This window comes from Sporosarcina sp. 179-K 3D1 HS, assembly GCF_047228905.1.
In the GTDB taxonomy this organism is placed as follows: domain Bacteria; phylum Bacillota; class Bacilli; order Bacillales_A; family Planococcaceae; genus Sporosarcina.
Map to the genome: position 1 here is coordinate 157,260 of NZ_JBFEGI010000008.1, position 23,331 is coordinate 180,590.

Annotated in this window: 23 protein-coding genes; 20 read left to right on the plus strand and 3 right to left on the minus strand. The window is 42.7% G+C overall.

Annotation, left to right across the window (positions count from 1 at the left end; all coding sequences use genetic code 11):
* Positions 1-6 precede the first annotated feature (6 nt).
* The 9 genes from AB1K83_RS12200 to AB1K83_RS12240 all read left to right on the plus strand — a co-directional run bounded on the left by AB1K83_RS12200 (position 7) and on the right by AB1K83_RS12240 (position 7,338).
* Positions 7-801: an ATP-binding cassette domain-containing protein gene (locus AB1K83_RS12200; protein WP_413058470.1), complete on the plus strand. Its 795-nt coding sequence runs from the start codon at positions 7-9 to the stop codon at positions 799-801.
* On the plus strand, positions 802-1,503 hold the full coding sequence (locus tag AB1K83_RS12205; RefSeq protein WP_413058471.1) for a hypothetical protein: 702 nt from the start codon (positions 802-804) through the stop codon (positions 1,501-1,503).
* A gap of 127 nt (positions 1,504-1,630) precedes the next feature.
* Positions 1,631-1,984 (plus strand): hypothetical protein, encoded by a 354-nt coding sequence (locus AB1K83_RS12210; protein ID WP_413058472.1) that lies wholly within the window; start codon positions 1,631-1,633, stop codon positions 1,982-1,984.
* Positions 1,985-2,358: 374 nt separating this feature from the next.
* Complete coding sequence (locus AB1K83_RS12215) at positions 2,359-2,724, plus strand: hypothetical protein (protein WP_413058473.1); 366 nt, start codon at positions 2,359-2,361, stop codon at positions 2,722-2,724.
* 24 nt (positions 2,725-2,748) lie between these two features.
* On the plus strand, positions 2,749-3,978 hold the full coding sequence (locus AB1K83_RS12220; protein ID WP_413058474.1) for a CaiB/BaiF CoA transferase family protein: 1,230 nt from the start codon (positions 2,749-2,751) through the stop codon (positions 3,976-3,978).
* Positions 3,979-4,038: 60 nt separating this feature from the next.
* Positions 4,039-4,779 carry an enoyl-CoA hydratase/isomerase family protein gene (locus AB1K83_RS12225; protein WP_413058475.1) on the plus strand — a complete coding sequence of 247 codons (741 nt, stop codon included), beginning with the start codon at positions 4,039-4,041 and terminating at the stop codon, positions 4,777-4,779.
* Positions 4,780-4,781: 2 nt separating this feature from the next.
* Positions 4,782-5,573: an enoyl-CoA hydratase/isomerase family protein gene (locus AB1K83_RS12230; RefSeq protein ID WP_413058476.1), complete on the plus strand. Its 792-nt coding sequence runs from the start codon at positions 4,782-4,784 to the stop codon at positions 5,571-5,573.
* Positions 5,557-6,744, plus strand: coding sequence for a CaiB/BaiF CoA transferase family protein (locus AB1K83_RS12235; RefSeq protein ID WP_413058477.1), 1,188 nt, complete (start codon positions 5,557-5,559; stop codon positions 6,742-6,744). The genes AB1K83_RS12230 and AB1K83_RS12235 overlap by 17 nt, the downstream gene beginning before the upstream one ends.
* Positions 6,745-6,765: 21 nt before the next feature.
* Entirely contained in the window at positions 6,766-7,338 is a 573-nt protein-coding gene (locus AB1K83_RS12240) for a hypothetical protein (protein ID WP_413058478.1), read from the plus strand.
* A 17-nt stretch (positions 7,339-7,355) separates the two neighbouring features.
* Here AB1K83_RS12240 and AB1K83_RS12245 read toward each other — a convergent pair whose 3' ends face one another.
* Positions 7,356-8,267, minus strand: a complete 912-nt coding sequence (locus AB1K83_RS12245; protein ID WP_413058479.1) for a LysR family transcriptional regulator — start codon at positions 8,265-8,267, stop codon at positions 7,356-7,358.
* Between the two features lie 230 nt (positions 8,268-8,497).
* Here AB1K83_RS12245 and AB1K83_RS12250 point away from each other — a divergent pair, with 230 nt between their 5' ends.
* Genes AB1K83_RS12250 through AB1K83_RS12270 form a run of 5 tightly spaced genes read left to right on the plus strand, consistent with a single transcriptional unit; the run spans position 8,498 to position 13,934 of the window.
* Positions 8,498-10,012 (plus strand): ABC transporter substrate-binding protein, encoded by a 1,515-nt coding sequence (locus AB1K83_RS12250; protein ID WP_413058480.1) that lies wholly within the window; start codon positions 8,498-8,500, stop codon positions 10,010-10,012.
* A gap of 27 nt (positions 10,013-10,039) precedes the next feature.
* Positions 10,040-10,984, plus strand: coding sequence for an ABC transporter permease (locus tag AB1K83_RS12255; RefSeq protein WP_413058481.1), 945 nt, complete (start codon positions 10,040-10,042; stop codon positions 10,982-10,984).
* Between the two features lie 16 nt (positions 10,985-11,000).
* Entirely contained in the window at positions 11,001-11,840 is an 840-nt protein-coding gene (locus AB1K83_RS12260) for an ABC transporter permease (RefSeq protein ID WP_413058482.1), read from the plus strand.
* 17 nt (positions 11,841-11,857) lie between these two features.
* Complete coding sequence (locus tag AB1K83_RS12265; protein WP_413058483.1) at positions 11,858-12,883, plus strand: ABC transporter ATP-binding protein; 1,026 nt, start codon at positions 11,858-11,860, stop codon at positions 12,881-12,883.
* The gene (locus tag AB1K83_RS12270; protein WP_413058484.1) at positions 12,858-13,934 is read left to right on the plus strand and encodes an ABC transporter ATP-binding protein; all 1,077 of its coding nucleotides are present in this window, start codon (positions 12,858-12,860) and stop codon (positions 13,932-13,934) included. The genes AB1K83_RS12265 and AB1K83_RS12270 overlap by 26 nt, the downstream gene beginning before the upstream one ends.
* A gap of 192 nt (positions 13,935-14,126) precedes the next feature.
* Here the strand turns inward: AB1K83_RS12270 and AB1K83_RS12275 are convergent, their stop codons facing one another.
* The gene (locus AB1K83_RS12275) at positions 14,127-14,375 is read right to left on the minus strand and encodes a hypothetical protein (protein WP_413058485.1); all 249 of its coding nucleotides are present in this window, start codon (positions 14,373-14,375) and stop codon (positions 14,127-14,129) included.
* 78 nt (positions 14,376-14,453) lie between these two features.
* Between AB1K83_RS12275 and AB1K83_RS12280 the strand changes: the two genes are divergently transcribed.
* The 4 genes from AB1K83_RS12280 to AB1K83_RS12295 all read left to right on the plus strand — a co-directional run bounded on the left by AB1K83_RS12280 (position 14,454) and on the right by AB1K83_RS12295 (position 20,123).
* A complete protein-coding gene (locus AB1K83_RS12280; protein WP_413058486.1) occupies positions 14,454-15,632 on the plus strand; it encodes a CynX/NimT family MFS transporter in 1,179 nt (392 codons plus the stop codon).
* 156 nt (positions 15,633-15,788) lie between these two features.
* Positions 15,789-17,345, plus strand: a complete 1,557-nt coding sequence (locus tag AB1K83_RS12285) for a fatty acid--CoA ligase (RefSeq protein ID WP_413058487.1) — start codon at positions 15,789-15,791, stop codon at positions 17,343-17,345.
* A 219-nt stretch (positions 17,346-17,564) separates the two neighbouring features.
* Positions 17,565-17,924 (plus strand): hypothetical protein, encoded by a 360-nt coding sequence (locus AB1K83_RS12290; protein ID WP_413058488.1) that lies wholly within the window; start codon positions 17,565-17,567, stop codon positions 17,922-17,924.
* 195 nt (positions 17,925-18,119) lie between these two features.
* Positions 18,120-20,123 (plus strand): methyl-accepting chemotaxis protein, encoded by a 2,004-nt coding sequence (locus AB1K83_RS12295; RefSeq protein WP_413058489.1) that lies wholly within the window; start codon positions 18,120-18,122, stop codon positions 20,121-20,123.
* 124 nt (positions 20,124-20,247) lie between these two features.
* Here AB1K83_RS12295 and msrA read toward each other — a convergent pair whose 3' ends face one another.
* The gene (gene msrA / locus AB1K83_RS12300) at positions 20,248-20,766 is read right to left on the minus strand and encodes a peptide-methionine (S)-S-oxide reductase MsrA (protein ID WP_413058490.1); all 519 of its coding nucleotides are present in this window, start codon (positions 20,764-20,766) and stop codon (positions 20,248-20,250) included.
* Between the two features lie 199 nt (positions 20,767-20,965).
* Between msrA and AB1K83_RS12305 the strand changes: the two genes are divergently transcribed.
* Positions 20,966-21,925: an LCP family protein gene (locus tag AB1K83_RS12305; protein WP_413058491.1), complete on the plus strand. Its 960-nt coding sequence runs from the start codon at positions 20,966-20,968 to the stop codon at positions 21,923-21,925.
* 44 nt (positions 21,926-21,969) lie between these two features.
* Positions 21,970-23,175, plus strand: coding sequence for an AI-2E family transporter (locus AB1K83_RS12310; protein WP_413058497.1), 1,206 nt, complete (start codon positions 21,970-21,972; stop codon positions 23,173-23,175).
* The last annotated feature ends 156 nt before the right edge of the window (positions 23,176-23,331 follow it).

A 23,331-nucleotide genomic window follows, 5' to 3' on the forward strand; every position in this document is an offset into this window, starting at 1 on the left:
GGCCCTATGCCCATACTTGAAGTCAGAGAGGTTGGTAAAGTGATTGATGGGGTTCCCATCCTGGAATCTATTTCTTTTGCTTGCGATGTAGGGGATTCGATTGCAGTTATCGGAAAAAATGGATCGGGGAAGAGTACATTGCTTAAAATTTTGGCAGGAATCCATGAACCCAGCCATGGACTCATCCTACGACATGCGAAAAGAATTGGATATGTCCCTGAACAATTTCCGCAAAACTTGCGTTTCAAGGTGGGGGAGTATTTACGTAAGATCTCTACTTTCCATAAGAAATCTAATGACAAGTTCAGTCCGGAACTGGAAGAATATGCACGTATCTTTGGAATCGACTCGTATCTCCACTCACCTCTTCATCTCGTATCCAAGGGGACAAGGCAGAAAGTGGGCATAATCCAGGCATTATTAGCAAAACCGGATCTTCTTTTACTAGACGAGCCACTCACCGGCCTGGACCAATCATCACAAGAACTCTTGATTAATATTTTGGGCAACTTACAGACAGCCATTATCTTTACAGCCCACGAGGAATGGTTTGTCAGTAAACTGGCAACGCATATCCTCCAAATTGAAACGGGCGAGATGGTGACGAATCGTACTATCGCTCAAATGGTGATTCGGACATGGTTTCCTAACAAAGAGGCGTTGGCTGGCCTTCCAATTCGACAGTTTGAAATCAGTGGAAAAATTGCCCAACTGGTAGTTGAGATGGAGCAGAGTGACCGAATCTTGAGAGAGTTGTTGCACAGAGGCTGTTCCATACTTGAAGTGAAGGAGCGGAAATGAATGCAGGGATTTATCCAATACCAAGTTCTAAGTTATTTTCGCTCTTTGAGATTCATTCCGCCGATTACCGTGTTTGGTTCATGGGTTTTCGTATTTTACGCTTATTCGGGTGTCCCCGTCATGAGCAGTTTTGCCGTAACCTGTTTGGCAGTCTATATGACGATGACATGGATTGCGATGTCCGTATTTTCTTTGGAGACACAAAATGAGAGACATTTGTTGTTTGTCCAATTGCGTCGAAAATCCATTTACTTTTGGGGGAAATGGTTTGTCTGCCTCCTCGCGGCAATTTTATTGATTGGATTTGCGATTGGGTACCCGATCATCATTGGCAGCTTTAAAGAGGCTGTGCAGCCGCTCCACTTAGCCCTTTCCATCTATGGCCATGTCATTTTAGCATTCTTCGGTATGTTGGTCGGTGCTTTTTTTGCGACTACACCGGCCTCCTCTCAGAAATTTGCTTGGTTGTCTGCCATGCTAATAACCGTCGTTTCAATTGCTGCAGAAGGGATGATCGAGGAAGTCGGAATGTTACGATGGGTTCTAGTCCTTGTTCCTCCTGTTTCAAGGGTCATTGGCTATTTCGGAGATGCTACGCTTTTATTGGGCCGGGACTTTTGGATAGATACTCTTTGGGCAACGGCTTATTTTGTTTTGGGGCTATTGGTTGTATATCGGATGTTTCGACGAAAGGACAAATGAGGAATACAGCAGGGCAACAACCCGACACGTTGTTGTTGTAGTTCTAAACTCTTTAGGTTATTATATAAATTAGTGAATTTAGACCTAAAATAAAAAGTGTGAGCTTAGTGCAATAGGAGTGTTCAGCGTGAAAATTCAAGAATTGTTAACTGCCGTCAATACAAGTATGGAAGCTTTAGACCTCGTATCCGCCAGACGGTATATCGAGGACAATATGGAGCTGTTGAATGAAAATAAACATCATCTTCGTGCCAATGCACGTGCGTTGCTCGATTTCTTAAACGATCAAACGGAGAGCCCTTTAAACCGTCAAGAATTGAATGTCATCCATTCCATTAATACATACGCTTCCCGTTTTGATATCCGCGGGTTAAAATTATCGGTTAAAAATAATTTCGATCTATTGGTACGAGATGACGTAAAACCGTATTTCACAGAAGATGCGAAAGTGATTTTGGAAGGGATGAATGTAATTCATTGAGAAGAGGGCATAACTCCTACAAGAGCGATTCTATATTGATTAGAATATATTTCAAAGAAAAAACAGAAGCTTCTAGAAACTGACATTTAGTCTGAAAGGAGAGAATGTTCTATCCACTTTACTGGGTAGGATATTCTCTTCTTTCTTTTTATTTGTTATGTCCTTAAAGTATTTAAATGCAGGGATTAAAAGAGAGTTCAGGAATGTTTTAATTGTAACAACCCAAGCATTCTGGTAGATGAGGAACCATCCAATCGTGCGTCCTTAATATAAAGACTCATGTGATTGATAGTCAAAAGCTATCAATCATTTATAACTTTCGAATATTCAAAAATATAAAACTAGTCTATATTTTTACTAGGAGGGTGATATATATGTTAATTGGAATGGTATTGGCGGAAGACCATGAAACAATCGTTCCTATTGTAGAGGGTTTAATTGCTCGAACGTACAATATGGAAAATAACGAGACTGTCGATATCCCTAATCCGGCTCTCACAGTTGAAACCGGAAAGAGAGGGACTACAGTAAAGTGGATGGTGGAGCAAGGGGTAAAGATTTTGTGCTCCCCTCCCATTAATTTGTGTGAATTGTCTTATAATCGGGCGCGAGAAGAAGAATTGAGCTTTTATAGGGTACCTCCAAATACGACATTCAAGAAACTAATTCAAGATCTTGAGAATGGGAAATTACAGCCGGAGAACATATTACCAATGGAGGAAGTGGAGCCTAGCAAATAATATCGGAGAAGGAGGAAATGAATAATGGAAAATACAAAAGAAATGAACGTTCAGGAATTTGGTCCATTAAGAGGATTAAAGGTTCTCGATATTGGAACGCTGATTGCTGGGCCATTCTCTGCGGGTCTGTTTGCAGACTTTGGTGCAGATGTAATAAAAGTGGAGATGCCTGGAGTCGGTGATTCCACGCGCAATATGGGGAAAAAAACGAAAAAAGGCGGCTCCCTGGCATGGGCAAATGGCGGAAGGAACAAACGAAGCATCACGTTAGATATGCGTACTGAAGAAGGTCAAAAACTAATCTATAAATTAGTGGAGTGGGCCGATGTTCTCATAGAAAATTTTTCTCCAGGTACATTAGAGAAGTGGAATATGGATTATGCCACCTTGTCAGAAATCAATCCACGTCTCATAATGGCGCGTGTCTCTGCATATGGACAGACAGGACCCAACTCGTATAAACCTGGACTTGATCGCATCGCATTGGCTTATAGTGGAGTCAGCTATGTGACGGGACATCCGGACAGGCCTCCGGTACGAATGGGAATTTCAATTGCAGACTACCTGACAGGAGCCTTTAATGCACTTGGAGTCTTGATGGCGGTCTATTATCGGGACGTTGTCGGATATGGAAAGGGGCAACAGATTGATTTGGGATTATATGAAGCGCCTTTCCGGATTACAGAAGATATTGTTTCACAATATGCCGCCTATGGAGAAATACGGGAAAGAGCTGGAAACGGTCATCCCTTCCTTGCGCCAGCAGAAGTTTTCGAGACGGAAGATGGCAAGTGGATAACTATTCACGCGGGACTTGACAACGCTTTCAAGAGACTTGCGAAAGCTATGGGACAAGAAGAATTAGCGACGAATCCGCGATTTTCCGGAATTCGCGAAAGAGCGGAAAATGCAGATGAGATTCATGCCATTGTTGGCAATTGGGTGAAGCGACACCCAAGTCATGTGGTGTTGGAAAAACTGGACAAGGCTGGTGTACCCGTTGCTCCGGTTAATAACATAGCAGATATTTTTGAAGATCAACATTTCCACGAACGCGAAAATATTGTAGAAATAGGAACTCCTGAATTGGGTCAAATAAAAGTTCCGGGAGTGGTACCGAAGTTTTCTGAGTCCCCAGGAAAAATTGCGTGGGCGGGTAAATCTTTGGGAGAAGATAATCAGGCTGTGTATATGGGATTGCTAGGACTGGAGCAAGAAGAATTTGAGAGTCTGCGAGAAAAGCAAGTCATTTAAATTTGGATAAGGAATACGAGATTACCTGATAACAATTTAAAAATGAGGAGGAAGATCATAATGAAAGCTATGACTGAAAAATTTGTGAGTTACGAAAAAGAGGGTCATATTGTCAAGATTACATTAAATCGACCTGATAAGCTCAATGCGTTAAACAAAGACATGGTGGATTCACTTTACACTGCGTGGCAGGAATTTGAGCAAGACAAAGATGCAAGAGTTGCGGTCATCACAGGTGAAGGAAAAGCTTTTTCAGCTGGAGTGGATATTATGAATCCCACGCCAGTGGTACGCTCAGTACCTGGAATCGGTGTTGAAGTTACAAAACCGATTATCGCAGCAGTAAACGGCCATTGCGTGGGGGTCGGTCTAGTTATCGCTTTTATGGCTGACATTCGGATTGCTTCTGAAGATGCAATATTTATGTATCCTGAAGCTAAACTGGGCATAACAGGGGGGATGGGTTCATTGCTAGCCCAGACAATCCCATTAGGTATTGCATTAGAAATGTTACTGGTCGGAGATGGAATCAGTGCACAACGTGGATATGAAATAGGACTTGCTAACCACGTTGTGCCAAATGGGACTGTATTAAAGGAAGCAATGCAAATGGCCGAAAAGATTGCAAATAATGCGCCATTGCCTGTACAGGCTTTGAAAAAATTAGCGCGGGATACGAATATTATGCAATCTACAGGAGTCGGAATGCTAGTCACTTCGGCAATCTCCGAAAGCGCAGATTCACAAGAAGGCATTCAGGCGTTTAGAGAAAAAAGAAAGCCAGTATTTATAGGGAAATAACAATGACTGATGCGCCAATCTTAGTGAATGAGGAAATAGTTAATGGAAAAACACTGGTTACTGTTATCTTAAATCGTCCACAACAATTAAATGCAGTGGATGGAAGTTTACTTCACAAGCTTTGCGAAATAATAAATGGGCTTTCACGGAACCCAAACATCGGGGCGTTACTAATAAAAAGTAACAATGCTAGCTCATTCTGTACAGGTATAGATGTAAAATATGTGAACTCATTATCCAATGAGCAATCAGCTCGATTCTTTGAGAAATTGTCTTGTTTGCTACAAAGGATAATTGATTTTCCATATCCGACGGTCGCTTCCATTGATGGATATGCTTTCGGAGCAGGCGCTGACATCGCATTAGCATGTGACATTCGAATTGGGAACCGAGATGCAACGTTTCGGTTCCCAGGACCACAATTTGGTTTACTCTTAGGCACACAGAGGTTAATTCAAGAGGTAGGACCTTCAAAGGCACGCTATTTGACGTTAACAAACAGTAAGCTGGATGCCACTCAAGCCCTTCAATATGGTTTACTCCATGAGGTGGATCAAAATGAAAGCGCTTTTATTGGCGCTTACTCCTACGCGAAGATGGTAACGGGCATCACAAATTATACATTTTCAATGATTGACAATCTCTGTAGTGAGGACCGGTCCGGGAAACGATGTCCGATTGCTCTGGCAAAACAATCAGTTGAACATGATGATTTTAAAATGAGATTCTTGCACTATCTAAGCGAGGTTCGTGTTATGAAAAAGGGAGGTACTTCAAATGAAACCCCATCCTAACGGAGGCCCTTTATCGGGGATACGGATTGTAGAACTTGGTCAAATTGCAGCTGGTCCTTTTGCTGGAATGCTCCTTGCCGATCTTGGAGCGGATGTCGTGAAGATTGAAAGGCCTGATGGGGGGGATGGCATGAGGTCCTGGCCCCCCTTACTCAAGAATGAAAATGGGGAAGTGTTCAGCGGAAACTTCGCATCGTTAAATAGAAATAAACGAAGTGTCACGGTTGACTTTACGAATGAATCCGAAGTAAGGGATTTAAGAAAAATGATCGCGAATGCGGATGTATTGATTGAAAACTACAGGCCGGGGATCCTGAAGAAATTTAATTTGGATTATGAAAGTCTTAGAGAAGTCAATCCAAAATTAGTATATTGCTCCATATCGGGATTTGGACAACAAGGTCCATATTCAAAAAAAGGGGCTTTTGACGTGACAATTCAAGCGATGAGCGGACTAATGAGTGTTACAGGAGAGGACGGGGGGCCTGCTGTTAAGGCAGGTGTACCAGTAGGAGATTTTGTAACAGCTTTATACGGAGCGTACTGCATCTTAGCAGGCCTTTCTAACGTGAATCGAACGAATGAAGGAACGTACATTGATTGTTCAATGCTAGGAAGTTTGCTTGGAATCTCTGCTCTTCAGACAAGTGAATATTATGGCACCGGGCGATCACCAAAAGCGTTAGGATCTGCACATCCACGAAATGCTCCCTATCAAGGCTTCTATGCAATGGACAAACCTTTTGTTATAGCCGCCGGGAATGATAAATTGTGGAATAGCGTCTGCATGGTTGTTGGAAAGCCGGATTTAGTCTATGATGAACGTTTTATAACCCAGGAAAAGCGGGCGGATAACCAAAAAGAACTGGCTAATATACTACAGCCTATTTTCAGGACAGCTACAAGCGCGGTATGGTTGGAACAGCTTGATAAGGAAGGTGTGCCGTGCGCACCAATAAACACGTTCGAAGAGATCTTGAAAGATCCTCATGTTGTTGAAATGGACTGGATAAAAGAAGTACAACTTCCTAACGGGACAATGACAAAGGATATCGGTTTTCCGGTAGGGTTGAGCAATTTTAACTTCCAAATTTATAGAAATGCGCCTCGATTAGGTGAACATAATCGGGAGGTATTTGAAGAATGGCTCGGAGTCAAACAAAATAATTAAAAACATGAGGAGAGTGAAATCATGTTACTTCAGGAACAAATGCACCCTAAACTTAGAAGTTTTATTGAAGATATTGAAAGTATAATTAATGAAAATAATACCGAACAAGTGACGACTCAAAAAGTTTCAGACTTCATGAAGGTTTTATTGGAAGATGATAGTATAATTCCACCGAATTATAAGATTCCTAATCCGAATAAATATACTCTTTTTCCGGTGTATATTGACCCTCGAAACAGGTTTTGTATCGCTTCGGCCGTATGGGATGTCGGCCAATCCACCCCGATCCACGATCATGGTACATGGGGTGTAATCGGCATCGTGCAAGGGGAGGAATTGGAAATCCATTACGAAATGGATTCGGATAATAAGTTGGTTCCTGTCTCAGAACGGATATTCGCTAAAGGAGACACAGCCGTTTGCTGTACTTCTGACCGCGATTTACACAAAGTTCAATGTATTTCTCCTATTCCATGTGTGGGGATACATGTATATGGTGGAAACATTGGTGTAATCGAAAGACATATGTACGATACCCAAACGGGCGAAAAAATGACGGTCGTCACTTCTTGGGATGCGATACCGACAAGCTAAATCCTTATCAATCATAATTAAAAGATTTCTTTAGCTGTCTTTGTTAATACGTCAATCACTTTCTCTGTGAATTTTGGAATATATTTAGCTTCATTGTAAATACAGTACATCTTGAGTGAGAAATCGTAATCTTCAAGGTGAATTGTATGTAATTCTTTCCTGAGTACAATAGGCAGTCTATTTATATAAGATTCTGCTAATATGGATACACCCATTCCAGCAATAACTAAATCACGGATTGTATCATAGCTATCGAAAGATCCGTTTATGTTATTGTTGAAGTCTTTCCCGAAATAGGAAATTAACATTTCCATTACTGAAGTATTGTGGTAAAGGAGAAAGGATTCATTTGAAAACTCGTTTATGGACATCCGTTCGTTATTGCTAAAGGGATGGTCTCGGGAAACTGTTGCAACATAATTTATATCAGATAACTCAACCCATCCAATTTGCTCGTTTTTGAATTTCTTTTGGAAGGATTGACTACAGCTAACAATTCCAACATCGATTTTATTGCTTTTCAGCATATTGATCAATTCAAGAGACCCTTCTTGGAAGACGTCGAATTTGATATGAGAATGGATATCTTTTAAGTTTTCGAAAAATACTGGCAGCAACCAAGAGGCTGTGATAGGTCCCAATCCCAACCGAACATGTCCGCCAAAAGGATTTCGGATTTCTTCAATCTGTTTTTCAGCATCCTTGATTGCATCAAGTAACTTTCTAGTTACCGGCACCAGTTTTTCACCTTCCGGTGTAAGCATTATATTTCTTCCCACCTTGTGAAAAACTGGAAATCCAAGATTTTGTTCCAATGCACGGATTTGCTGACTGATTGTTGGCTCTGAAACAAAAAGTTGTCTTGCAGCTTCACGCATAGTGCCATATGTAATAATACTATTAAAATATTTGAAGTGGTTAATATTCATATTTTTACACCTCATCAGTTTAATCTACCTACTCCATTGTAAAGCAAAAAACGTTTAATTTCAAAATGGTGATAATTAGAACAAGTCAAAACAATCATTGATTATAAGTTTGTGTTAGTTAAAATGTTAAGTAATGAGTATTAATCTATTTTCTCTAATCTACTATCTAGGGGGTATTCGATATGCGCTGTAGTCCTACAATAATTTCTACGCGATTCCTGGTCGTCCTCATGTTCCTATTACTACTAGGGGCATGTACATCCAATTCAAATGAAACAACGCAAAGCAATCCAACGGGCGAGGAGGAAACAAGCCAACCAAAACAGGGCGGAGAAATTCTGATTGCGTACGAAGCGGATGCCAGTAGTTTTGATCCGATTAAAGCTAATAATACAATCAATCACCCGCTCCTATCCCCAATCTATGATACGTTAATCACTTATACGACCGGCTTGGAGCCTAGACCCGGTTTGGCGGAGTCTTGGGAAATTGTAGATGAGAAAACGATAGTCTTATCCTTAAGGGAAAATGTTGTTTTTCACGACGGAACACCGTTTAACGCTGAAGCTGTCAAATTTAATATTGAACGTGTGAACTCAGAAGAATCTCTTGTGACCGATTTAAAGAGCATCGAAAGTGTAGAGGTTTTAGATGAATTTAAAGTTCAACTTAACTTGGCAACACCCGATTCTTCCCTAATATTAGCACTTGCAGACGTAGGCGGAATGATGGCTTCACCGAAAGCTCTGCAAGAGAGCGGTGAGGATTTTTCCCAACATCCTATCGGGGCTGGGCCTTTCCGGTTTGTAAGTCGAGTACCAAATGGTGAAATCGTTTATGAAGCAAACAAAGAGTATTGGCAAGAAGGAAAACCTTACCTCGATAAAATGACAATTAAAGTGATGGCAGATGAAAATACTAGGATAAATGCTCTTAAATCTGGGGAAGTCGACTACGTAGAATATATTTCGCAAGCTAATATTCAAAATGTTTCGGCTGACTCAAGTATAAAATTAAGTGAAATTATGCCGCTTCGCTTTGAAGGAATGCTATTAAATTCGGCCCTCCCGCCATTTGATGAGAAAGCTGTTCGATTAGCCGTATTACACGGAATTGATAGGGAAGGATTGATCAATGCTCTTAACTTCGGAAAAGGCGAACCGGCAACCCAACTTTTTCCTAAAGATTATTGGGCAGCTGACCCGGACTTGAAAATTGCCTATGATCCTGAAAAATCCAAGCAACTGTTGAAAGATGCTGGACTTGATCAAGTTTCTTTTGAATTGGTTCATTATACAACAGCCTTTGAACAAAGATTGGCAGAAGCGATCAAGAGCCAATTAAGCGAGGTAGGAATTCAAGTTGACTTACAGCCTATGGAGGCTCAGGCAGCCATTGCAAGTTTTTCAAAAGAGAAACAACCAATCCTCTTAACAAGATGGAATGGTCGCCCGGACCCGTTAATGTCTATCAAGGCGTTGTTTTCAAAAGATGGATATTATAATAAGGGCAAGAAATCGACTGATGAAATTGAAAACCTAATCAATCTTTCGGCAGCTACCTATGAACAGGCAGAGCTGGCAAAGTTGTATGGAGAAATTAATGAGAAAGCATTGTTGGGGGAAGGAATGGTGATTCCGCTTTTCTTCTCACCACGCGTGTCTGCAATGAAAAATACGGTACATGGATATGAGCCTAATAAGCAAGGGAAGCCTATATACACAACAATATGGAGATCGGAATAAACACCTTAACATGGGGAGGGAGGCATTATGTTTTTAAAATTTTTAGCTCGACGATTGCTTTATGTATTTCCAATGCTATTTATTACAACGCTTATCGTATTCTCGTTAATTCTACTGATTCCTGGGGATCCTACCCTTGCTTTGCTTGGTGATAATGCGACTCCTGAGAAGATTGCTCAATTGAGACAACAACTAGGACTCGATCGCAATATTTTTATACAATATTTCGACTGGTTACGGAATGCCGTACAAGGAGATTTGGGGCGTTCAATTTTTACGGGGCAATATGTCCATGAGGCTGTAACAACACGTTTGTCGGTAACTATACAATTAGTAGTTTTTGCGTTAATTCTCTCGATTCTAGGTGGTTTGTTCTTTGCAGTGCTATCCATTGCATATCCAAATCGCTGGATTGATTATGTTGCCCGTTTTTTTGGCACATTCGGTTCCGCAATTCCAAACTTTTGGTTAGGATTAATTCTCGTTTTAATCTTTAGTTTGACATTTGGATGGTTCCCGGCAACTGGATTTACAAGTTTTTTTGAAAATCCTGTCCAATTTTTGCATGGAATCTTTCTGCCGGCTTTTTGTCTCGCTACTGCTGGGACAGCCCAAATTACTAGACATTTACGTTCCTCATTATTGGAAGTTATGAGTGCAGATTATGTCAGAACTGCCTATTCGAAAGGAGTAAATCGTTGGTATGCAATTTTCAAGCATGGTTTGCAGAATGCCATGCTCCCTGTCATAACAACGATTGGAATCCTGTTTGGTAATTTGTTGGGGTCTACTGTTGTCATTGAAACGATTTTTGCAATTCCAGGTATGGGGCAGCTTGCAGTCAATTCAATCTTGCAACGAGATTTTACAATGCTGCAAGGCGTAGTACTCGTCATGATTGTAATGATCATTCTAATTAATTTGATTACAGATATTGTATATGCTGCTTTAGATCCTCGAATTGAGTACTAAGAAAGAGGGTGAACCTATGAGCATAAGAACAATTTTTGCACGTTTAATGGCCGAGCGTTTAGCCTTTGGCAGTTTTATCTTTTTAGCATTAATCGTAATTCTATCTTTGGTAGCTGGTTATATTGTGCCTCATGATCCATTAAAACAAGATTTCACGAATGTTATGCATAAACCGAGTTTTCAGTATTGGCTGGGTACAGACGAACTTGGACGTGATATATTCAGCCGATTGCTCATGGGCACAAGAGCTGCGATTCAAGCTGCACTGTTTGCTATACTAATTCCACTTTTGATAGGTGTGCCTATGGGGATTTTATCCGGGTATTTAGGTGGTATTATTGACGATATTTTTATGCGGATTGTGGATGGTATCATAGCAATTCCTGCTATTCTACTAGCACTGGGAATCACGGGTGCATTAGGAATCAGCCTCTGGAATGCTATGATTGCAATAGGGATCGTATTTACACCTCAATTTGCAAGGTTGGCAAGGGGACAAACGCTACAAGTCCGGTCTGAACCTTATGTCGAAGCGGCTAAAATCTCGGGGGCAGGCCCCCTATGGATAATGGGGAAGCATATTATTCCGAATATTGCTCCCCCCATCATTGTACAAGCATCCTTTAATTTTAGTTATGCAATTCTCATTGAAGCATCCCTCAGCTTCCTTGGAATGGGGGCCCAGTCTCCTCAAATCAGTTGGGGAAATATGATTCAGCAAGCGTATAGCATGATAAACATGAATTCTTCAATGATTTTTTATCCGGGCATTGCAATCATCTTGACAGTACTCGCGGGTAATTTTCTAGGAGATGGACTTCGCTTAGCGTTGGATCCGAAATACCGAAAGGCATGACTAGGGAGGGAAGAATAATGAAAGATCAAGATATTCCATTACTTGAAGTGAAAAATCTCGAGTCATATATTTCAACACCTAAAGGGGAAATGAAACCGGTAAATGGGGTGTCATTTTCGATTCAAAAAGGTGAAATTGTCGCATTGGTCGGTGAATCAGGAAGTGGAAAAAGTGTTACTTCCCTATCCATCATGCAACTAAATGATAGCGCGATTAAATATAAGTCCGGAAGTATTATCTCTCTCAATGAAGTTAATTTACTTGACTTGAATGAAAAAGAAATGAGGAAAATACGCGGCAATCGAATCGCAATGGTTTTCCAAGATCCGATGTTTTCATTGAACCCTCTCCATCCTATTGGCGAACAAATCGCGGAATCCATCGTCTTACAGAAAAAAGTGAAGTATAAAGAGGCTTTAAAAACGGCGTTGGATTTGTTGAAAAAAGTTGGGATTCCTGATGCGGAAAGACGGTTAAAGGATTATCCTCATCAATTATCAGGTGGGATGCGACAGAGAATCATGATTGCCATTGCGCTTGCTTGCAAACCGGATCTTCTAATTGCAGACGAACCGACAACAGCACTTGATGTTACCATTCAGGCGCAGGTCTTAAACTTATTGCGTAATCTGCAACAAGAGTTCGGGCTTTCTATTTTGCTGATTACGCATGACCTTGGGGTTGTAGCTGAAACTGCCGATCGAGTTCTTGTCATGTACTGCGGAAAAATCGTGGAAGAAGGGTCTGTTAATGATATTTTTGAATCACCTCGTCATCCATACACAAAGGGATTAATGGAAAGCATTCCGGCAATTCACGGTACGTCAGAAGAGACTTTAGCCGCGATTCCAGGCGTAGTTCCGAACTTATTAGAGTTGCCGGCCGGTTGTAACTTCGTTAAAAGATGTGCGTATGCGACAGAAAAATGTAAAACAGATGAACCTTCGTTATTGCAGCATCCATCAGGGAACAAAGTTGCTTGTTGGCATCCATTAAAAGAAGGCGAGGTGATCCGTCATGCAGCAGCCGTTAGTTACTCTTAGAGGGATAAAAAAACATTTTCCGGTAGGGAGCGGACTCTTTGGTAAAAAAAGCAGTTTTGTAAAAGCTGTTGACGGTGTCTCGCTTGATATTTATCCTGGTGAAACTGTGGGATTGGTAGGTGAGTCTGGATGTGGAAAATCTACTACAGGCAGAATGGTGGTCGGACTTACCGAACCGACTGAAGGGGAAATTTACTTTGAAGGTAGAAAATTGAGCGACTACAAAAAGAAAAAAGAAATCGGGAAAAATTTGCAAATGATTTTTCAGGACCCTTATTCATCGCTAAATCCTAGAATGACGGCTTCAGATATTATTGAAGAACCACTTGTCCTTCATAAGATGGGTACAAAATCCGAAAGAAGAAAAAGAGTGGATGAATTGTTAGAAAGAGTGGGATTGTCATCGGATCACGGTAACCGCTATCCGATCGAGTTTTCAGGTGGACAAAGGCAAAGGTTAGGTATTGCACGTGCACTTGCATTGCAACCGAAACTCATTGTCTGTGATGAGCCTGTCTCGGCTCTAGATGTATCTATCCAAGCACAAATTTTAAATTTGTTAAAGGAAATTCAAAAAGATATGGGGTTGTCCTATCTATTTATCGCACATGGTATTCAGGCGGTTAAACATATTAGCGATAAAATTGCCGTTATGTATTTAGGGAAAATAATCGAGTTTTCCGAAAAGGAAGAAATGTTCATTACGCCAAAACATCCTTATACAAAAGCCTTATTGTCTGCTGTTCCGCATCCAGATCCAAAACAAAGGGATAGGGAACGAATAATTCTTAAAGGAGATTTGCCTAGCCCATCCAATCCTCCTGAAGGTTGTAGTTTTCATACCCGTTGCCCAGTCGCCATTGAGCAATGCAAAAAGGTTATCCCTACTTTGCTGCAAACTTCAGAGCATAGTTTTACTGCTTGCATACAGTATGAAAATGTCGGAAATCAAGTCGAAATAATTGCAGAGCAAGAAATAAATGAGAATTATGATAAACTATATACGGAAAGTAATGATAAGCGGAAAATGGAATCCGTGCTTCCTAATTAAGTGAGGATGCAATGTGGGAAAATTGTATTTCAAAAAAATGTAAAAAACAGGGAGTTGTATTTTGGAGAAAATAGGAAGGGAATGCAGTTTCGTATAGGTGCCAATTATACACCGGTAATATTATTGAATTGGATTCGTTTTCACTTTCATATAAAATAAAAGGCCGGAGTCCACTTATGGGCTCCGGCCGATTTATTGTGCAGTCGTCCGTCTTCGTTTCCGACGTTTATATGCCTGCAGCGTACCTAGTTCTTTATTTAACAAATATTCCATCCGAACATAGTCTTTTCGTGTAGGTAACAGGGTTTCATCCACCCCAGACATGGAAAAGATGAAATAGTAGTCAGAAATTTTACGGAAGAGGACGACTGTCGTTGGGAATGTATCAAAGACAGCTTTGATTTGATATTTTCTCGTGTAGGCCCAGTGGATCAGCTTCATGGCCACCATCCTTTCCTCAAAAACTAGTATACGTTGATAGACTGGCAAACGCAAGTTCGATAGAAAGAGGGGTACATCATGAAACATCAGCAGTTAGAACCCAAAAACATTATACTTTTATTCGCTATCTTCGCCATTTCACTGAATATGCGACCCGCCATTACTTCAATCGGTCCCATGTTAGAAACGATACGTGATGAGCTTTCATTAACGAATACTCAAGTGAGTCTGTTGACAGCCTTGCCCGTCATAGGCATGGGCGTGTTTGCGTCCCTCGCTCCTATATTGAACCGGAGGCTTGGCCTGCGCAAGACAATGTATCTGATGATTTTGCTCGTCGGAATGATGACAGCGCTTCGAGGGTTTCTGGAAGGTTATTTTATCTTGCTCGGGACGGCATTGGTCATCGGGATTGCGATTGCGGTGATCGGGCCTCTGCTATCTGCCATGATTAAGCAGAATTTTCCGGAGCGGGCGGCCTCCGTCATCGGTTTGTATTCTTTTGGGATGGGGATGGGCGCTACGATTAGCGCAGGGTTGACGGCCGTGTTTTTTGAAGCGACCGATTCCTATCGATTCGCCTTATCCATATGGGGTCTGTTGGCGCTTATCGGATGGACCGCATGGTTTTTCGTCGGCAAGGGGAAGTGGACCGTTCGGCAACAAGAAGCGAGGGAGCGGAAGGGACGAGGGAGATCTCCTTGGAAAGTGAGACAAGCATGGCTCTTTCTTCTGTTCTTTGGTTTACAGTCGTCTGCTTTCTTTTCCATCATGACTTGGATGGTCCCACTTGCGATGGCATCTGGGATGTCTTTATTGCAAGCAGGGACGCTTCTGAGCGTGATGACGACGTTTCAAATCGTGTTGAATATCGCCTTGCCGCTATTGATGCAACGGTATCCGGCGAGACGAAACTGGATCTGGTTTCTTGCCGGATCCGGAATGGCTGCAACTGCATTGCTTTGGACTGGGTTGCAACCTGCCATGTGGTTCGGGGCTTTCCTTATGGGGTTCCCGCTCGGCGGCTTGTTTCCGATTGCGCTATTACTGCCTTTGGATGAAACGGAAACTGGGGAAGAGACCAATTCATGGACAGCGATGATGCAAACGGGTGGATTTATCATAGGCGGACTCCTGCCGCTCTTGATTGCGATGGTGTATGACTGGACAGTAAATCATCATTTCACATATGCCATTATCCTTTCCTTATATACCACCATGGCCGTCATTGCCTTTTTGATCGGTGACAGGGACTGAAACAATCGTGTTTGTTCTAACAGACGCGATTGTTTCAACTGTCAAGTTTGTTTGGGTGCCTGGCACCATAGTTGCAGATATCTGACTTTTCCGATAAAATAAAGATTGGTAGATTCACTTTACCGACTCAATTACACGGGACGGGGGGAAGCGCAATTGTATGCAACGGTAGGCAAGATCTTTGATTTGACGGTGCAGAAATATCCTGACAGGGAAGCGATTGTAGACTTACGGAAGGGAATCAGATGGACGTATGAAGAATGGGGAACGGAGGTGAATCGGCTAGCGAACGCACTGACAGAGGCCGGAGTGGAAAAGGGCGATCGGGTGTCCGCATTTCTATTTAACACGAGCGAATTGGCTTCCACCTTGTTCGCCACCGCTAAAATCGGAGCCGTTTTTAATCCGATCAATTTCCGGTTAAAGCCCAAGGAGTTGGCATTCATCCTGAAAGATGCCCAACCTAAGATCCTCCTATTTGAAAAAGCGTTGGAAGAGACGGTCACTGCCGTCCAAGGCGATTTTCCGGGAATCCGATTTTGGTTTATTGACGAAAAGGCACCCGCTTATGCGGAGAGTTTTGAGAAAAAGGTCCGAAGCGCAGCCAGTACACCGCCGGAAGTCGATGTCGACGAAAATGATCTGTATGCCATCATGTATACGAGCGGGACGACTGGACAACCCAAAGGGGTCATGCACCGCCACCGTGCCATGGCGGAACAGAGTCTGATTTGCCTTACGGCGTTAAAATGCAATAAAAATGACCGGGGACTGGTCATAGCCCCGATGTTCCACTGTGCCGAGCTGCATTGCTGTATCATACCTCGCGTCCATGCCGGTGCAGCGAATATCATCATGCATCAATTTAACCCAAAAGAGGCGCTACGCGTGATTGATGAGGAAAAAATTACGATCCTGTTCGCTGCACCGACGATGTGGAATATGATGCTGCAAGAGGATGTCTCCGCATTCGATGTCAGTTCACTGCGTCTCGGTCTGTACGGTGCCGCTCCGATGGCTCCGGTATTGGTCCGAGAAATCCAGCGTGTCTTCCAGATCAATCTCGTCCAAGCCTATGGACAAACCGAAATGGGTCCTGCCATTACGTTCTTGACGGAAGAGGATCAAATCTCGAAGGCGGGATCTGCCGGACAAGCTTGTCATAATCATGAAATTCGGGTCGTTCGCCCATCGGAGGAAGGTCCTTCCGATCCCGATGATATCTTGCCAGCAGGGGAAGTCGGTGAAATTATCGTCCAAGGGCCTTGTATGATGATCGGCTACTTCAATCAAGGTGAGGCGACTGAGGATGCTCTAGCCCATGGCTGGTACCATTCAGGTGACCTGGGGTATTTTGATGAAGACGGCTATCTGTATGTCGCCGACCGCGTCGATGATATGGTAATCAGTGGAGGAGAAAATATATATCCGCGGGAAGTTGAAGATGTCCTCCACGAACATGAAGCGATTCTCGATGTTGCCGTTCTCGGAGTGCCGGATGAGAAATGGGGCGAACGCGTCATGGCAGTCGTCGTCAGCAAAGATCCGAATTTGACAGCGGAAGATCTAGAGGATTTTTGTAAAAATCACGATGGACTTGCCGCATACAAACGGCCACGATCCTATTCTTTCGTCGATGCATTACCACGCAACGCCAGTGGGAAAATCCAGAAATTCTTGTTACGTGAACAATTGGTCCAATCGGTAAAGTAAAATAACAGGAGAATGGTAGAGCTGGCATGACGTCAGCTCTTTTTTTGCTGTTTAAAAGAAGATGAATGGTCCATTATGCCCTTACCGGACGGATAAATTAGGTTTATTTGCATAAGAGTTTGTATCTGCCAAACCTCACTTCCGAACTTGATAATTGGTTGGTATATTGAAGGGGGTTAGGAAATATGTTCCAATATAGGGCAGCGGAGGAGTGATGGCATGAATCTAAAAAAGATCTTGCATGACCTTCAAAAAAGTATGGATACATCGGATCTTGTGTCAGCAAGACGATTAATTGAAGAACATCTGGAATTGTTGCTGGAGAATAAAAATCTGCTGAAACGCAATGTCAGGGAATTGGTCGACATTTTGGCTTCTATGGCAGAGACCGGTTTCCGGCCGTTAAGCCGTCAGGAGTTGAACCAAATCCACCATATCAATTCTTATGCTTCGACGTTCGATTTGCGAGGTCTGAAGTTATCCATAGCAGAGAATCCGGAATTGTTAATGAGGGAAGACGTCAAACCTTATTTAAATGCGGATGCAAAAGCTTTACTGGAAGGGATGTCTGCGATTTAAATCACTTTAGTAATAGATGGAACCGACGAGGGAGAAGCAATGAGCCCTCGTTTTTTGTTGTTCCCAAAAAAATATATTTTAAAGTGTCTAAAAATTGATAATGGTTTTTTATTTTAATTAAAACTAAAGTAAATAGTCTTTAGACCGATAAGTCATAAGTACATAGAATTATAAGAGGTAGGAAGGAGTACTTATGTGAAGTCGATAAAAACAAAAATCATCCTTGCAGTGATGGCGTTATTTCTGGTAGGAATCAGTATAATGACACTTGTTAGCAGTTCCCAAGTGAAGGACCGATCGGAAGAAAGTATCATCAATTCAAGTGAGGCGCTTGTGATTGAGATGAATCGCTCTATTGAAAATTTTTTGGGGCAATTTGAAAAAGGATTGGAACATTTATCAAAATCTGAAACGTTTGTAGCGTATCAAGGGGCTTCATTACAAGATCAGCCCAATCCGGAATTAAGTTCTCTGGAAAAAGAATTAGGCCAATTTTTAGAGGTCCATCAGGAAACGGCTTTCATCTATTACGCAACGCCGGATAAAAACATGGTCCATATTCCTTTCGCAAAAATGGAGGACGGTTTCGATCCGACAAGCCGCGGGTGGTATCAAGGAGCGGCCGCGAATCCGGATGATGTATTATGGACGGATCCTTATATTGACGCGGCAACGAATGACTATGCCATTACCGCAGCCAAAGCGGTTCAAGTTAATGGAGAATTGGCAGGGGTTATCGGAATCACGATTGAGCTTTCGGCATTCACTTCGGAAGTCTCCCAAACCCAGTTAGGCTATCAAGGCTTCCCGGTCATTTTGGACAAAACGGGGGTTGCTATTTCACATCCGACGAACCAAGGTGAGAATCTGATAGACTTACCGTTTGTTGCGGAGATGTATGAAAAGGGCAAGGAACAAGGGGCAACGCGCTACAACATGGCGGGCGTTGACCGTGTCCTCATTTACACGACCATGCATAAATTGGGCTGGAAAATCGGAGCTGTTTATGATGAAAAAGAAATTGGGACCATGGCATCCCAATTGCGGACTTCCATGTTGGTCGTGGCTCTAGCTACGTTGCTTGCCATTTTTGCTGGTCTCTATACGCTGATTGGCCGTACTCTAAAGCCGGTAGGCGTCTTAAAGCAGTTGATGAATTCAGTTGCAGAAGGAGATTTGACCGTCCGTTCGACAATTCGATCCAAGGATGAAATCGGGGAATTAGGTGTCTATTTCAATACCATGGTGGAACATATGAACAGCCTTCTCACTGTTGTCAATGAATCTGCGGAAAATGTCCGCAGCACTTCCAATAATCTGAGTGCCATATCGGAAGCGACCAGTGAATCAAGCTTGGAAGTGGCGCAGGCAGTGGGCGAAATTGCGGAAGGAGCGGCAAGGTCGGCGGAAGATGCGGAAACGGTGACAGAGAAAGCGGAACTACTTGGAGAACAAATTAATAAGATTACAGAAAGAGCCGGAACGATGACAGAAATCGCGAAGAAAGCCGGCGATATGAACACGAATGGACAAGGGCAGATGCAGCAGCTGAAACATTCATTTGAGGATTGGGAATCTGATTTACATTCGATGACGGAAGCGATTGACCATTTAGGAAATAAAGTGAATGCAATCGGTAGTGTCATGGAAACCATTACGGAGATTTCTTCGCAAACCAACCTCTTGGCACTGAATGCTAGTATTGAAGCGGCACGAGCCGGGGAGCACGGTAAAGGGTTTGCGGTCGTCGCGGATGAAGTCCGCAAGCTTGCCGAACAATCTGCTCGTTCCACAGAACAAGTAAAAGTCACGATCCTCGAGTTGCAAGCTGAATCAAAAGTCGTGACCGAGCAAATGACGGAAACCATAGATAATTTTAACCGCCAAGGCCGTGTGGTCAATGAAACTGAGTTGACTTTCGATCAAATTTCCACGTTGATGCAAACGATGCAACAATCCATTGAAGGAATTTATGATCAAATTCAAAGCGTGTCATCCTATAAAGACGAAGTGGCTCAAACAATTCAAACGATGGCGGCAACTTCACAGGAAACCGCTGCAGCTTGTGAAGAAGTGAGCGCTTCGACCGAAGAGCAACTCTCAGCCATTCAATCCGTAACAGAAACGGCAGAAACATTAGCTACGCTAAGTGAGGAACTTAGTAAAACGATAGAACGATTCCATATACTAGATAAGTAAATCATTCTATCACATCATCCCCGCATCCAAAGGGGCCGGTTGTTTTTATGAGGTTAGGAAAAAAACCAACAAAAAACCACCTATTCTTTTATGAATGGTGGTTTTTTGTTTAGTCACAATTTAATTAATCCCAATGCGCTACAATAAATTCATCCCGTCCTGAGCGTGCCCGATCTTCTTCGTAATGTTCCTTGTCTTTCAAATAATAATCCTGGTGATATTCCTCCGCCCGGTAAAATGTTTCAGCAGGCCGAATGACTGTGACAATCGGTTTCTCGAATTTCCCGCTTGCTGTCAAGTCCGCTTTGGAGCGTTCAGCCAGTTGACGTTGTTCTTCCGTGTAATAAAAAATCGCAGTTGAATACGAATGACCCCGATCGTGGAATTGGCCTCCTGCATCGGTTGGATCGATCTGTTGCCAATAAACGTCCAGGAGCTGTTCATACGAAAAAACATCTGGGTTGTACGTAATCTCCACCACTTCTAAATGGCCGGAATCTCCGTTTTTGACATCTTCATAGGTCGGGTTCTTCACATGCCCTCCCATATAACCGGACACGACATCTTCAATCCCGTCCCATTCCTTGAATGGTTTTACCATGCACCAGAAGCAACCGCCTGCAAATGCTGCTTTTTCTATCATTATGTACACCTCCAACTTGATCTTCCTTTATTGTAACAGGATACGTTTATTCTGACAGGATGGCTAGTCCACATATTTACTTAGGTTGAAATGCACAGTGTACGACATGGGTAATATGCTATAATCGGCATAACGATATGCAACCCGGACGAAGTCTTGCCGTCCTACAAGATAGATAAGAATTTGGAGGAGTACGAGGATGGAAGATCATTATGAAAATCCAATGCCAAGAAGGCACAGAAAAAAGAAATTGCGATTCGGCCGCGTTGTATTTACCGTTTTGTTCCTTTGTTTTTTAGGGATTGGGACGTATTCCTATATACAATACAATGCTGGGCAGTCACTGGCGAGCGGAAATACTATTACCCCGGGGGAATTCAAGGGAGATGCAGTGGATCCAAAATATTCTACAGTAGAAAACTATCTGTTGCTTGGAACGGACGATGATGGAAGCGGAAAATCCCGTACCGATACTATGATGGTCCTGTCTTGGGATAAAAGCGGACGGAAAATCCGGGTCATCTCCTTCATGCGTGACATCTATGCGGATATCCCCGGCTATAAATCATATAAATTGAATACCGCTTACTATTTAAATGGAGTACAAGGGACAAAAGACACCATAACCGGGATGTTTGGTGTTCCGATTCACCATTACGCTGTGGTGGACTTCGATAATTTCGAATCTATCGTTGATATCGCATTCCCGGAAGGTGTCGAAATAGACGTCAAAAAAGAAATGTCCGAAAAAATAGGAGTGACCTTAACGCCGGGCAAGAAGCGGTTGAACGGCAAGGAGTTGTTGGGCTACGCGCGCTTCCGGGCTGATAGTGAAGGGGATTTTGGACGGGTCGGCAGGCAACAGGAAATCATTTCTGCCATGAAAGAAGAGGCGATGCAGCCTGGCATGTTATTCCGTGCCCCTAAACTGGCAGGAGCCTTATCCGGTTATATTAAAACGGACCTAACGACGAAAGATGAATTGTCCCGTGCTCTCACCCTGTTATTGAAAAAGGGCGCAGATGTCGAGACCATGACAGTGCCGGTAGAAGGATCCTATGGTTTTACCAACTACGCACATGCAGGCTCTGTCATTGAAGTGAACGTAGAGAAGAACAGGGAAGCGATCTCTAAATTTCTAGGTATGAAGCTGGACTAAAAGAGTTGCGTTGCAAATTCGGAAGAAGGTGAATGGTAGCCATTATGGACGAGAAAAAGCCAGCACGAGCGGGGAATGAAAAAAAGAACGGAAAGATGTCGAACGTCATCCGGTTTTTCGGTGGACAGACGACGCTGTTCGTTCTTGTGTCTGTTTTATTAATCGGTTTGATCATCCTCGTGTTCGATCATATATCCTTTATTTTTTACCCAATTAAAGTCTTCTTTTCGACCGTCGTCTTGCCTGTCATCTTAGCGACGATCGCCTATTATTTACTGCGCCCGATTCTAAGATTATTGGAAAGGGCGAAGATAGCACGGATTTGGGGAATTTTCATCATTTTTATCGGATCGATTGGTTTAATTACGCTGTTAATTCTACTGGTGTTTCCGTTCCTAAGAACTCAGTTCCATAACCTAGTCGAGGATTTCCCGACTTACTTCAGACAATTGCTAATTAATATCGATGCCTTTTTAAGAACATCAATTTTTGCTTCTTATTATAACGAACTAAATATTAACGTGAACGCATTATTTGATTCGGGTCTCGGAAATCTAGGAAAAATGTTTGCGGATACGCTAGGCGGAATTGCGAGCGGAGTCAGTACATTCTTGTCCGCGTTAACCGGATTTATCCTGGCAATCGTTACGGTGCCGTTCATCTTGTTTTATTTATTAAAAGATGGCGAAAAACTGCCGAAAGTCATTATGAAAATGCTACCGCCCCGCATGAGAGATGATGCTGAAGCTATCTTTAGAGATGCGGATCATCAGATCAGTGCATATATACAAGGGCAGATTCTCGTCGCCATTTGTATTGGAGTCATGGTGTCGATCGGATTCCTGATTATCGGTATGGACTATGCCTTATTGCTTGGCACATTGGCGATGTTCACCAGTGTCGTTCCTTATTTGGGACCGATCATCGCTATTACCCCAGCAGTCATTATTGCCATTGTCACGTCGCCGATCATGCTGTTGAAGTTGGCAGTTGTTTGGACCATTGTTCAGTTGGTCGACGGGAAGTTCATTTCACCGCAAATCATGGGGAAATCTTTACGAATCCATCCGATCACCATCATTTTCGTCTTATTGACATCGGGGTCATTATTCGGTGTAGCAGGCGTCATTCTTGCAATCCCCGGCTATGCCGTATTAAAAGTGATAACAACCCATTTATTCACCCTATTCAAGCTGCGCTACAATAAATTTGAAACAAATGAACAACTATATTACGAAAAATCGGAGTGAATCGAACAGCGTAGGGTTCGATTTGCCGTATTTCTGCGCACTTTGCAGAAATTAAGGCACTGCTTTCGAACAGCGCAGGGTTCGATTTGCCGTATTTCTGCGCACTTTGCAGAAATTAAGGCACATCTTTCGAACAGCGCAGGGTTCGATTTGCCG

Bases quoted from the DNA above. Each gene is read 5' to 3' on its own strand.
- AB1K83_RS12200 (WP_413058470.1), top strand. From the start codon at position 7: ATGCCCATACTTGAAGTCAGAGAGGTTGGTAAAGTGATTGATGGGGTT.
- AB1K83_RS12205 (WP_413058471.1), top strand. From the start codon at position 802: ATGCAGGGATTTATCCAATACCAAGTTCTAAGTTATTTTCGCTCTTTG.
- AB1K83_RS12215 (WP_413058473.1), top strand. From the start codon at position 2,359: ATGTTAATTGGAATGGTATTGGCGGAAGACCATGAAACAATCGTTCCT.
- AB1K83_RS12220 (WP_413058474.1), top strand. From the start codon at position 2,749: ATGGAAAATACAAAAGAAATGAACGTTCAGGAATTTGGTCCATTAAGA.
- AB1K83_RS12225 (WP_413058475.1), top strand. From the start codon at position 4,039: ATGAAAGCTATGACTGAAAAATTTGTGAGTTACGAAAAAGAGGGTCAT.
- AB1K83_RS12230 (WP_413058476.1), top strand. From the start codon at position 4,782: ATGACTGATGCGCCAATCTTAGTGAATGAGGAAATAGTTAATGGAAAA.
- AB1K83_RS12235 (WP_413058477.1), top strand. From the start codon at position 5,557: ATGAAACCCCATCCTAACGGAGGCCCTTTATCGGGGATACGGATTGTA.
- AB1K83_RS12240 (WP_413058478.1), top strand. From the start codon at position 6,766: ATGTTACTTCAGGAACAAATGCACCCTAAACTTAGAAGTTTTATTGAA.
- AB1K83_RS12245 (WP_413058479.1), bottom strand. From the start codon at position 8,267: ATGAATATTAACCACTTCAAATATTTTAATAGTATTATTACATATGGC.
- AB1K83_RS12250 (WP_413058480.1), top strand. From the start codon at position 8,498: ATGTTCCTATTACTACTAGGGGCATGTACATCCAATTCAAATGAAACA.
- AB1K83_RS12255 (WP_413058481.1), top strand. From the start codon at position 10,040: ATGTTTTTAAAATTTTTAGCTCGACGATTGCTTTATGTATTTCCAATG.
- AB1K83_RS12260 (WP_413058482.1), top strand. From the start codon at position 11,001: ATGAGCATAAGAACAATTTTTGCACGTTTAATGGCCGAGCGTTTAGCC.
- AB1K83_RS12265 (WP_413058483.1), top strand. From the start codon at position 11,858: ATGAAAGATCAAGATATTCCATTACTTGAAGTGAAAAATCTCGAGTCA.
- AB1K83_RS12270 (WP_413058484.1), top strand. From the start codon at position 12,858: ATGCAGCAGCCGTTAGTTACTCTTAGAGGGATAAAAAAACATTTTCCG.
- AB1K83_RS12275 (WP_413058485.1), bottom strand. From the start codon at position 14,375: ATGAAGCTGATCCACTGGGCCTACACGAGAAAATATCAAATCAAAGCT.
- AB1K83_RS12280 (WP_413058486.1), top strand. From the start codon at position 14,454: ATGAAACATCAGCAGTTAGAACCCAAAAACATTATACTTTTATTCGCT.
- AB1K83_RS12290 (WP_413058488.1), top strand. From the start codon at position 17,565: ATGAATCTAAAAAAGATCTTGCATGACCTTCAAAAAAGTATGGATACA.
- msrA (WP_413058490.1), bottom strand. From the start codon at position 20,766: ATGATAGAAAAAGCAGCATTTGCAGGCGGTTGCTTCTGGTGCATGGTA.
- AB1K83_RS12305 (WP_413058491.1), top strand. From the start codon at position 20,966: ATGGAAGATCATTATGAAAATCCAATGCCAAGAAGGCACAGAAAAAAG.
- AB1K83_RS12310 (WP_413058497.1), top strand. From the start codon at position 21,970: ATGGACGAGAAAAAGCCAGCACGAGCGGGGAATGAAAAAAAGAACGGA.